Source organism: Prevotella pallens ATCC 700821 (assembly GCF_000220255.1).
Classification (GTDB): domain Bacteria; phylum Bacteroidota; class Bacteroidia; order Bacteroidales; family Bacteroidaceae; genus Prevotella; species Prevotella pallens.
Genome location: NZ_GL982513.1, coordinates 1,166,127 through 1,176,018 on the forward strand (window position 1 = coordinate 1,166,127; position 9,892 = coordinate 1,176,018).

At 36.0% G+C, this 9,892-nt stretch carries 8 protein-coding genes and 5 tRNA genes; all 13 read left to right on the top strand.

The window, feature by feature from the left end; genetic code table 11:
- Positions 1–545: 545 nt before the first annotated feature.
- The 13 genes from HMPREF9144_RS04405 to HMPREF9144_RS04465 all read left to right on the top strand — a co-directional run bounded on the left by HMPREF9144_RS04405 (position 546) and on the right by HMPREF9144_RS04465 (position 9,272).
- Positions 546–619 (top strand) — tRNA-Pro (locus HMPREF9144_RS04405).
- A gap of 29 nt (positions 620–648) precedes the next feature.
- Positions 649–721: transfer RNA gene (locus HMPREF9144_RS04410), tRNA-Gly, on the top strand.
- Between the two features lie 51 nt (positions 722–772).
- A tRNA-Leu gene (locus HMPREF9144_RS04415) sits at positions 773–853 on the top strand.
- A gap of 23 nt (positions 854–876) precedes the next feature.
- A tRNA-Leu gene (locus HMPREF9144_RS04420) sits at positions 877–960 on the top strand.
- A 44-nt stretch (positions 961–1,004) separates the two neighbouring features.
- A tRNA-Gly gene (locus tag HMPREF9144_RS04425) sits at positions 1,005–1,077 on the top strand.
- Between the two features lie 36 nt (positions 1,078–1,113).
- Positions 1,114–1,650, top strand: coding sequence for a hypothetical protein (locus tag HMPREF9144_RS04430; protein ID WP_006044684.1), 537 nt, complete (start codon positions 1,114–1,116; stop codon positions 1,648–1,650).
- A gap of 37 nt (positions 1,651–1,687) precedes the next feature.
- Positions 1,688–2,089 (top strand): single-stranded DNA-binding protein, encoded by a 402-nt coding sequence (locus HMPREF9144_RS04435; protein ID WP_006044685.1) that lies wholly within the window; start codon positions 1,688–1,690, stop codon positions 2,087–2,089.
- Positions 2,090–2,097: 8 nt separating this feature from the next.
- The gene (gldE, locus tag HMPREF9144_RS04440) at positions 2,098–3,420 is read left to right on the top strand and encodes a gliding motility-associated protein GldE (RefSeq protein WP_006044686.1); all 1,323 of its coding nucleotides are present in this window, start codon (positions 2,098–2,100) and stop codon (positions 3,418–3,420) included.
- Positions 3,404–3,916, top strand: coding sequence for a 4'-phosphopantetheinyl transferase family protein (locus HMPREF9144_RS04445; protein ID WP_006044687.1), 513 nt, complete (start codon positions 3,404–3,406; stop codon positions 3,914–3,916). Before gldE ends, HMPREF9144_RS04445 begins: the two co-directional genes overlap by 17 nt.
- Positions 3,917–3,984: 68 nt before the next feature.
- Positions 3,985–5,100 carry an MORN repeat-containing protein gene (locus HMPREF9144_RS04450; RefSeq protein WP_006044688.1) on the top strand — a complete coding sequence of 372 codons (1,116 nt, stop codon included), beginning with the start codon at positions 3,985–3,987 and terminating at the stop codon, positions 5,098–5,100.
- A gap of 17 nt (positions 5,101–5,117) precedes the next feature.
- Positions 5,118–7,181: an alpha amylase C-terminal domain-containing protein gene (locus HMPREF9144_RS04455; RefSeq protein ID WP_006044689.1), complete on the top strand. Its 2,064-nt coding sequence runs from the start codon at positions 5,118–5,120 to the stop codon at positions 7,179–7,181.
- Between the two features lie 4 nt (positions 7,182–7,185).
- Positions 7,186–8,151: a hypothetical protein gene (locus tag HMPREF9144_RS04460; RefSeq protein ID WP_040595384.1), complete on the top strand. Its 966-nt coding sequence runs from the start codon at positions 7,186–7,188 to the stop codon at positions 8,149–8,151.
- Entirely contained in the window at positions 8,151–9,272 is a 1,122-nt protein-coding gene (locus HMPREF9144_RS04465; RefSeq protein ID WP_006044691.1) for a glycerate kinase, read from the top strand. Before HMPREF9144_RS04460 ends, HMPREF9144_RS04465 begins: the two co-directional genes overlap by 1 nt.
- The last annotated feature ends 620 nt before the right edge of the window (positions 9,273–9,892 follow it).

The following is a 9,892-nucleotide window of genomic DNA, read 5'->3' on the forward strand; positions in this document are numbered from 1 at the left end:
ATGCAACGGGTATGAAATAATGTATTACTGTTCAGAATCTTATAGTAATAATAGTTTTAAGATATTGTAGAATAAAAGAATTCATAATTTTTATCTGAATAAACATCTTTCAAGTGGCATAATATAGCGTTATAAAGGTTGCTGCTTTTTGTGATATCTAATTTGTAACTGACAGATATCTGAGACGAACGTTATAGATATCTGAGACGAAGGTGATAGATATCTAAAATAGAAGTAGCTGTATCTGATAGTATTTTCTACACATTTTAGAAGTTTTATTTGATTGATGAATAGACAGTAGACACTACTTATAAATTCTTTACCTTTTTTCTACAGAATGCATAAATGTGCTCTTGATGCTTGTAAAACTCTTATAATCATATTTATATAAAGATTTTATTGGAGCTGAACCATCAATGTTTTCGTAAGAAAGGACTGTTATATTAAAAAAAGATGAAAAAAGATGCGATAAAATTTGGAGAGATAAAAATAATATAATACCTTTGCACCCGCAAATGAGAAATAGGAAATCTATTTTATTGCAGCGGGGTGTAGCGCAGCCCGGTAGCGCTCCTGGTTTGGGACCAGGTGGTCGCAGGTTCGAATCCTGTCGCCCCGACTTTAAAAGCATTTAGTGAAATGTTGTTTGCGGAAATAGCTCAGTTGGTAGAGCACAACCTTGCCAAGGTTGGGGTCGCGAGTTCGAGTCTCGTTTTCCGCTCTTATTGATATTTTTTTATAAGTATAAGTAGATAAAGACCTGCTCTTACGAGCCCAGGTGGCGGAATTGGTAGACGCGCACGTTTCAGGTGCGTGTGTTTATAACGTGCAGGTTCGAGTCCTGTTCTGGGCACAGTTACTTATATACACACTTATGGAGAGGTGGCGGAATTGGTAGACGCGCTACTTTGAGGGGGTAGTGAAAATTGCTTCGTGGGAGTTCGAGTCTCCTCCTCTTCACTTATATTAGATATAATTTCTTGAAAGAGAAATGAATTGTTGTTGCGGAAATAGCTCAGTTGGTAGAGCACAACCTTGCCAAGGTTGGGGTCGCGAGTTCGAGTCTCGTTTTCCGCTCTTATTTTTAACGAGAAACATACTAACACCAGCTAAATGAATTTATATTTAAGATATTTCGATAATGAGACATTAGCATATAATGTTGAAGAGGCATTAGATTTTCTTGCCTCAATTCCGGATATTCAACTTACACCAGAGTTGGAAGATGATATACGCTTGTATGCTGAGAGTGATGTTTATTACCCAAAACGATATAAGGTACGCCCGCGCGTGTACTTTATTATAATAAAGACAGAGGCTCAGACAATGCTTGATTTTAAGCAGAAAAAAGCTATCAGAATGGGAGGTATGACTTTGAAAAAAGAAAACCCAACAATAATGCATCTTAATGAAGAACGTGATGGGTGGTATGAAGGTACTCTAAATTTTAAGCGTGTGGTTTATATTGTTGCAACAGGAAAATATGAGTATCGAGATACTATATTTGTTGCACAATGTAAGTCTGTTTCTGGTATTGACTGTTATAACCGTATTGTTGATTACTTAAGAGATCGTGTAGACTCTCGTAGCCAGTTCCCATCAGCTAAAGGAAAAAACTTTAACTTTAGATATCTTGGTATGTGGAAATAATACCAATTGAAAGTTGATAATTATTATATTCTCAGTTATGAATAAGGTAATGTTGATAGGATATGTAGGTAAAGAACCTGAGGTACATTATTATGATACTGACCAATGCGTTGCATCTTTCCCTTTGGCAACCACAGAACGAGGATATACTTTAGCAAATGGAACAAAGGTGCCTGATCATACCGATTGGCATGATATAGTGTTATTTAAAAATCTTAGTAAATATGCTGAAAAATATATTCATAAGGGCGATAAACTTTATGTAGAAGGTCGGGTGCGATATCGTAATTATGATGATAAGAAAGGTATTCGTCGGCAAGTTACAGAAATTTATGTAGATTCTTTAGAATGGTTAGCTACATCTAAAAAGAATGAAGTCTCTAATGTTGGCACTGACGACCCATTACCAATGACAGACAACATAGATAATTTCAAATAATCATTTTAATGGATGATTTAGCTACATTTATAACCTCTCTTGTAGAGTTCCATACTCCAACACTTGGAGTTGTGTTTGCTGCAATCTTAGTATGTTTGCTTCTTTATGTTTCGGGCTTTGCGAGTGGCTCAGAGATAGCATTCTTTAGTTTGTCTCCTACTGATATTGACGAACTTGAACCACAAAAGAACAAGGTGGATAAGAATATCCAAATGCTTCGCGATGATAGTGAACGCACATTGGCAACAATACTTATTTTAAACAATTTGGTTAATGTTACGATTGTAATGTTATCTGGTTTCGTGTTACGTGAAACGGTGGTGTTTAAAGTTGCTTGGGTTGAAATACTTTGTGCAACAATTCTTCTAACTTTCCTTCTTCTTCTTTTTGGTGAAATTATGCCTAAAGTCTATAGCAGTATGAACCCACTAAGGTTTTGTCGTTATGCTGTTAATGGAATATTGGTAGCTCGTCGTGTATTCTGGCCGATAGAAAACATCTTGATGTGTAGTAGTTTCTTCGCAGAAAAAATTCTAAAGAAGAAAACAAGACGGTTATCAATGGATGAAATAGAACAGGCTCTAGAACTAACAAACAAGAATGAGATAAGCAGTGAGCAAGATATGCTTGAGGGCATTATTCGTTTTGTCGATAAAACAGTGAAGGAGATTATGACATCACGACAAGACATTATAGACCTTAATGTGCGTTCTAATTATGCAGAAGTTTTGAAATGTATTGTAGAAAATAATTATTCTCGAATACCTGTCTATCAAGATAATGAAGATAATATTCGTGGTATCCTATATATAAAAGATCTACTTCCATATTTAACAAAGCCAACTAACTTTAGATGGCAAAGTATGATACGCCCTCCTTTTTTTGTACCTGAAACAAAGAAGATAGATGACTTATTGCGTGAATTTCAAGAGAATAAAATGCACATAGCAATAGTTGTTGATGAATTTGGTGGAACAAGTGGACTTGTTACATTAGAGGATATTCTTGAAGAGATAGTTGGTGAGATAAATGATGAATTTGATGACGATAAATCTTTTTATCGGAAATTATCAACTAATGAGTATATATTTGAAGGAAAAACATCTATTGGCGATTTTACGAGAGTGTTAGATATTGATGATGATACTTTTGAGGAGATACAAGGTGATGCTGATTCTCTGGCAGGATTGTTACTAGAAATAAAGGGAGATTTCCCAATTTTACACGAAACAGCAAGATATAAGAACTTTCAGTTCGAAGTAATGGCTATTGAAAATCTGCGTATAAGTAAAATTAAAATAACAATCCAGAAAGATGGGAAGCAGTATTAGTTATCCTGCTAAAGATTTAATGTTAGGTACTCTTGATATTGCACTCGGTAGAGATGCTGAGAAGCAAGGAGAAAAAGAATTGCTTAGGCAGATGTTAGGTTACGATGTTAGTATTACCCATAATGAAGATGGAAAACCATTTATAAAAGGATATAATATTAGTGTATCACATACAAAGGGAATTGTAGCTATACTCTTGTCAAAGCATTTACAAGTAGGAATAGATATAGAATACTACTCTGATAGGATAAAAAAGATTGCCAAAAGATTTTTGCGACCAGATGAAATATACAATGAGACACCTGATTTATTGACTGTGTGGTGCGCAAAAGAGGCAGTGTATAAACTCTATTCTGAACAGCATCTTACCTATCAAGAAATGAAGGTAGATGTTATAAATAAACGACTATTAAACCTAAAGACTAATACATGGATTGAATTTACACAATCGATATATTCTGATTACATTCTGGTTACATGTTGGATAAATAAGTAAAAAAGAGTTTAGATTCTTGGAGAAGCCATTTGAAAAACGTATCTTTGCAACTAAAGGTAATTGTGAATATGATGAAGAATCTATATATTGTGATAATATTCTCTGTTATGCCATCTTTAATTCTGGCACAGAATGGAGGAGTGAATTCTACTGTTTCAAAGAAAGACACTCAAAATAAAGAAAAGATTGTAACAGGCAAATCATCTGACTATAATAAAATTCGATATAAGAATGGAGATGTATATGAAGGTGAATTTGTGAAAGGGAAACGTCAAGGTGAAGGTACTTATTTCTTCTCAGATGGAGAAAAATATTCTGGACAATGGTTTCAGGATCAGCAACATGGTAGAGGAGTATTTACATTTAAGAATGGAAATGTTTATGATGGTCTTTGGTATAAAGACTATCAGCAAGGTCATGGTGTAATGCGTTATTATAACGGTGATGTTTATGATGGCGAATGGGCTATGGATAAACGGAATGGAATGGGGCGTTATACTTTTGCCAATGGTGCGTATTACGATGGTATGTGGAAGAATGATGTTAAGAGTGGCCATGGTCGTTTTGTTTGGAAAGATGGCTCAGAATACGTAGGCGATTGGAATAATAATCTGAAAGAAGGTAAAGGTATTTATATTTATCACAGTGGTGAAGAATATAATGGTGATTGGAAGAATGACTTGCGCAATGGAAAAGGAGTATATAAGTTTAGTAACGGTGATATATACGAGGGAGACTATCTTGATGATGAAAGGACTGGGCAAGGGATATTACGCTATAAAAATGGTGAGCAATATACGGGCAGATTCTTAAAAGGGTTGAAGTCTGGACTTGGTACTATGGTGTGGAAAAATGGCGATATCTATGTCGGAAACTGGGAGAATGGCTTACAAAACGGACAAGGAAAACTAACAAAAAAGGATAAGGATATTATAGAAGGACAGTTTCGTAATGGTTATATGGACGGGCAAATAATAATCCATTATGCAGATGGAAGTAGGTTTCGTGGTATGTATCGCAATGGAAAACGTAATGGAGGAGCAATAGAACAAGATAAAAAAGGAATACGTTTCGAAGGATTCTATCGAGATGACATACGTGATGGAAAGTTTACTGAAACTGATAGTAATGGGAACGTAGTTGCGCAAGGTTATTACGAAAAAGGTATTCGTCACAACAATTAAAGCAAAATAAAATAGTTATGAAAAGACAGGATAAAATAATAACAGCCACGAGTGCAGAAAATAATACCCACTTGATGGGTATAGTAAAGAATGATAGTTATTTAACTCCTTTTAATGAGGCTATTTGTGGTAGACATAACCATGCTGTAGAACGTATTAAGGAATTAACTCTTGGAGGCAAGCAAACTCTTTCCGACTTTGCTAATGGATATAATTATTATGGCTTACATAAAGTAAAGGGGAAATGGATATTTCGTGAATGGGCACCCAATGCAACACACCTGTATTTGATAGGCGACTTTAATGATTGGAAATGCTGTGAAGATTACGAATGTAAAAGGAAAGAAGGAACTGATGGCGATTGGGAATTAACACTTGATGAAGATAAAATGCATCATGGCGATTTGTTTAAAATGTATGTCTTGTGGGAAGGAGGAGAAGGTGAACGTATTCCTGCATGGGCACAACGAGTTGTTCAAGACGAAGAAACAAAAATATTCTCAGCCCAAGTATGGTGTCCTAAAAAGAAATATCATTGGAAACATAAGAACTTTAAGCCAAACAAATCTCCACTTCTTATTTATGAATGTCATATAGGAATGGCACAAGATGCTGAAAAAGTTGGTTCTTATCTCGAATTTAAAAATAATGTATTACCACGCATTGTAGACGAAGGATACAATGCAATTCAAATTATGGCAATACAAGAGCACCCATATTATGGTAGCTTTGGCTATCATGTAAGTTCATTCTTTGCTCCAAGTTCTCGTTTTGGTACTCCTGAAGAGCTCAAGGAACTCATTGACGAAGCGCATTCTAACGGATTAGCAGTTATTATGGATATTGTTCATTCACACGCTGTGAAGAATGAAATAGAAGGATTAGGAAATCTTGCAGGCGACCCTAATCAATATTTCTATCCAGGAGAGCGCCACGAACATCCTGCTTGGGATTCACTTTGTTTCGATTATGGGAAGAACGAAGTGTTACACTTTCTCTTATCGAATTGTAAATACTGGCTCGAAGAATTTCAGTTCGATGGCTTTCGCTTCGATGGTGTAACATCGATGTTGTATTATAGCCATGGTTTGGGCGAAGCTTTTTGTAACTATGCTGACTATTTTAATGGACATCAGGACGATAATGCAATCTGTTATCTCACATTAGCAAACTACTTAATACACGAAGTAAATCATCAAGCAATAACAATTGCTGAAGAGGTTTCAGGAATGCCAGGATTAGCTGCAAAATTTAAAGATGGTGGCTATGGATTTGATTATCGTATGGCAATGAATATTCCTGACTATTGGATAAAGACGATAAAAGAACTACCAGATGAGGCGTGGAAACCTTCATCTATATTCTGGGAAGTAAAAAATAGACGTAGCGATGAACGTACAATATCTTACTGCGAGTCGCACGACCAAGCTTTAGTAGGTGATAAAACTATTATTTTTCGCTTAATAGATTCTGATATGTATTGGCATTTCAAAAAAGGCGATGAGAATGATAGGGCACGACGTGGTATTGCATTGCACAAGATGATACGATTGGTAACAGCAAGTACTATAAATGGTGGCTATTTAAACTTTATGGGTAACGAGTTTGGACACCCAGAATGGATAGATTTTCCTAGAGAAGGTAATGGGTGGAGTTATAAATATGCGCGACGTCAATGGAATCTGGTAGATAATAAAGAGCTTTGTTACCACTTTCTCAGCGACTTTGATAAGAAAATGCTGGAAGTTATAAAGAGTGAGCCTCACTTTAACGATACTGTATTGCAAGAAATATGGCATAACGACTCAGACCAAATACTAGCTTTTAGTCGAAATAATTTGATATTCGTTTTCAATTTTTCACCTACACGTTCATTCTCCGATTATGGTTTTCTTGTTCCTAATGGTAGTTATAAAGTGGTATTGAATACTGATTCGTGGGAATATGGAGGCTTTGGTTTTGTAGATGAAAAAGTTAAGCACATTACTTTATCCGATCCTCTTTATGAAAAAGATGGTAAAGGATGGTTGAAACTCTACATCCCGGCTCGAAGTGCCTTAGTTTTACGAAAGGAAAAATAATACGATGAATATAAAATATAGGTCTATGCGTATTTGTTGTGCAATAACATTTTGTGTTTTTACATTTTGTTATTTATACTTTTACCAGACCGATATTCTCTCTTATACACAATATGAGGCTTCTAATGGGCAGACTCATTATGTGGCATGGCTTGGCGCTGGCTTAATTACATTTGTGTTACAGCTTCTTCAAGTTTGTGTTTATTCTGTATTGAAACTTAATAAACGCGGACATGCTTTAACTTATTTCCCTTCTGTCCTCTTCCTTACAATACTTACTTCTATTAAGTCTAACGGACCGATATCTACAATATGGGATACTTGGGCTTGGTTAGCTCCTCTGTTGTTGATTTTATATTTTATTATAGCATACAACGTGCGGCGTTACGAGCCATACGAGCCAGAAATAAGGTGTTCTGGTTTTGTTTCTCAACTACTGTGGATAAATCTTGGAACATTGACATCTTTTTTATTGCTAATAGGTATCTTTAGTAATTCAGATCGAGGCTTTCACGAAAGAATGAAGGTTGAAACATTAGTATTCAATAAGCAATATGAGGCAGCTTTGAGCAATATAAAGCGAATGAGAAATGTAGACTCGGTTACTACAATGCTTACTATATATTGTATTGCACGTGCTGGTCATCTACCCGATAGTCTGTACGAATATCGTTTAATTGGTGGAAAAGATGTGTTGTATCCAGGTAAAGTCCATTCTGTTTTTCTTCCCGATAGTGTTATAGAGAAGGCTACTTCCAGCTCTGTGCATTATCAGTTAAACGAATATTTATTAGATCGTAATCTTCCAACATTTAAAAAAATAGTTCAGAAATACTATCCAGTCGATAGTCTTCGACCTCGATATTACGCAGAAGCTTATAAGTTGTATACATTGTTATCGAAAGGAATGAAGCCAAAGCCTCCTTATCCTAAAGGTAGTTATACAAGCTATTATTTTTCTGTAAGATAATGAAAGTTATACTTGCTTTCGATTCATTTAAAGGTTCACTCACTGCCGATCAAGCTGTGCATACGGCTGCCATAGGAGTATCTGATGCCTCTGCTGTAGCCGAAATTGTTTGTTTGCCAATGGCTGATGGAGGTGAAGGTACGGTTGAAGTTCTTGCACGTTACACAAATGCGAAGAGGGCTGTATGTAAAGTTCACAATTCGTTAATGCGCCCAATAATGGCTCGCTATGCTCTTAGTTCAGATTCGCATATTGCTATTTTAGAAATGGCAGCTGCAGCAGGTCTTACACAGGTGGATCCACTCAAGCGAAATCCAATGCGAACAACTACTTATGGAGTGGGAGAGATGCTTCTCCATGCCATAGATGCTGGTGCTCAACACATAATTATTGGTATTGGTGGGAGTGCAACAAACGATGGCGGAGCAGGTATGTTGGCAGCTTTGGGGGCAAAATTCTATATAGGCAATTGTCTTGTTAATTATCCGACAGGGAACGACCTTATCCATATTACCTCTGTAGATTTTTCTTCGCTCGTTACGTTACGAGATATTCAGATAGAAATACTTTGTGATGTTAATAACCCTTTGTTTGGGCATAATGGCGCCGCATACGTTTATGCACCTCAGAAAGGAGCAAACCCTACAGAAGTAGAATTGTTAGATAGTGGCTTAAGAAACTTTGCTCACCTTTGTAAGATTGACCCTACTGTGCCCGGTAGCGGAGCTGCGGGCGGATTGGGTTATGCATTTCGTATGCTCGGTGCGCAGTTACGTAAAGGTATAGATGTAGTTTTAGATGCGGCAGAACTAACTAAACATTTGCAAGGTGCTGATTTGGTGATAACGGGTGAAGGTAAAATAGATAACCAAACACTAAACAATAAACTCCCCTTTGGTGTAATGTCGCTTGCTAAAGCCAACAATATTCCAACTATTGCACTTGCTGGGCGTGTTGATAATATTGATTTATTATTATCAGCAGGGTTTTATAAAGTACTCGGAATTAATCCTCCAAATTCTCCTTTATCCGAAGCAATGGACGTCAAAGTAGCTGCAAGCCGTTTGCGTAATACAACTAAAGAGGTGATAATACATTTCTTGCAGGCTATTGATAGCTAAGGATTTCTCATTAAATTACTCTCACAATATAACAGTAAAAGTTACTCATATTAATCTCAGATGACTGAAACAACTTTTGCAGATATCTAAGAAGAGAAGAATAGATATCTGAAACGATGCTTACAGATATCTAAAACAATGTAAGCTATAAACAAGACAAATGAACCTCCTTTAAAGAGACTTTTGAGTCGACAAATATCTGCAAAAGACACAATATAGTGCCATAAGTAATGCAGTTATTTCACAATTCACAGTAAGTACGCCTATTCTTCACACTCGCTCTGCAGATGGTGGACAACTATTTAGCAAGTATCGCCCAGCATTATAATTGCCCATATCTAAAACGAAACCATAATGCACCTTATTATTTTACATAGAAAAAGAAAGGATAATAACTATTGATACAGAAATGCACAATAGAAGGAGGTAAACTTCAATAGATATTTTCTAACAATGCACACCTAAATTGTTAGATATAAGTAGATGCTCTTTACTAGAGTTACAGAAACCTTATCTTATTATATAAGACATACAAAAGCTTATGGATTGCTTGCTTGACTGAGTTTGATATCCATCAGTGGAATATTCAGCCTTTTACACTACTAGTATAATGATAAAGA

What these genes read in the sequence shown, in the direction of transcription:
- gldE (WP_006044686.1), top strand. Translation starts at nt 2,098, where the DNA reads ATGGATGATTTAGCTACATTTATAACCTCTCTTGTAGAGTTCCATACT.
- HMPREF9144_RS04455 (WP_006044689.1), top strand. Translation starts at nt 5,118, where the DNA reads ATGAAAAGACAGGATAAAATAATAACAGCCACGAGTGCAGAAAATAAT.
- HMPREF9144_RS04465 (WP_006044691.1), top strand. Translation starts at nt 8,151, where the DNA reads ATGAAAGTTATACTTGCTTTCGATTCATTTAAAGGTTCACTCACTGCC.
- HMPREF9144_RS04460 (WP_040595384.1), top strand. Translation starts at nt 7,186, where the DNA reads ATGAATATAAAATATAGGTCTATGCGTATTTGTTGTGCAATAACATTT.
- HMPREF9144_RS04445 (WP_006044687.1), top strand. Translation starts at nt 3,404, where the DNA reads ATGGGAAGCAGTATTAGTTATCCTGCTAAAGATTTAATGTTAGGTACT.
- HMPREF9144_RS04435 (WP_006044685.1), top strand. Translation starts at nt 1,688, where the DNA reads ATGAATAAGGTAATGTTGATAGGATATGTAGGTAAAGAACCTGAGGTA.
- HMPREF9144_RS04430 (WP_006044684.1), top strand. Translation starts at nt 1,114, where the DNA reads ATGAATTTATATTTAAGATATTTCGATAATGAGACATTAGCATATAAT.
- HMPREF9144_RS04450 (WP_006044688.1), top strand. Translation starts at nt 3,985, where the DNA reads ATGATGAAGAATCTATATATTGTGATAATATTCTCTGTTATGCCATCT.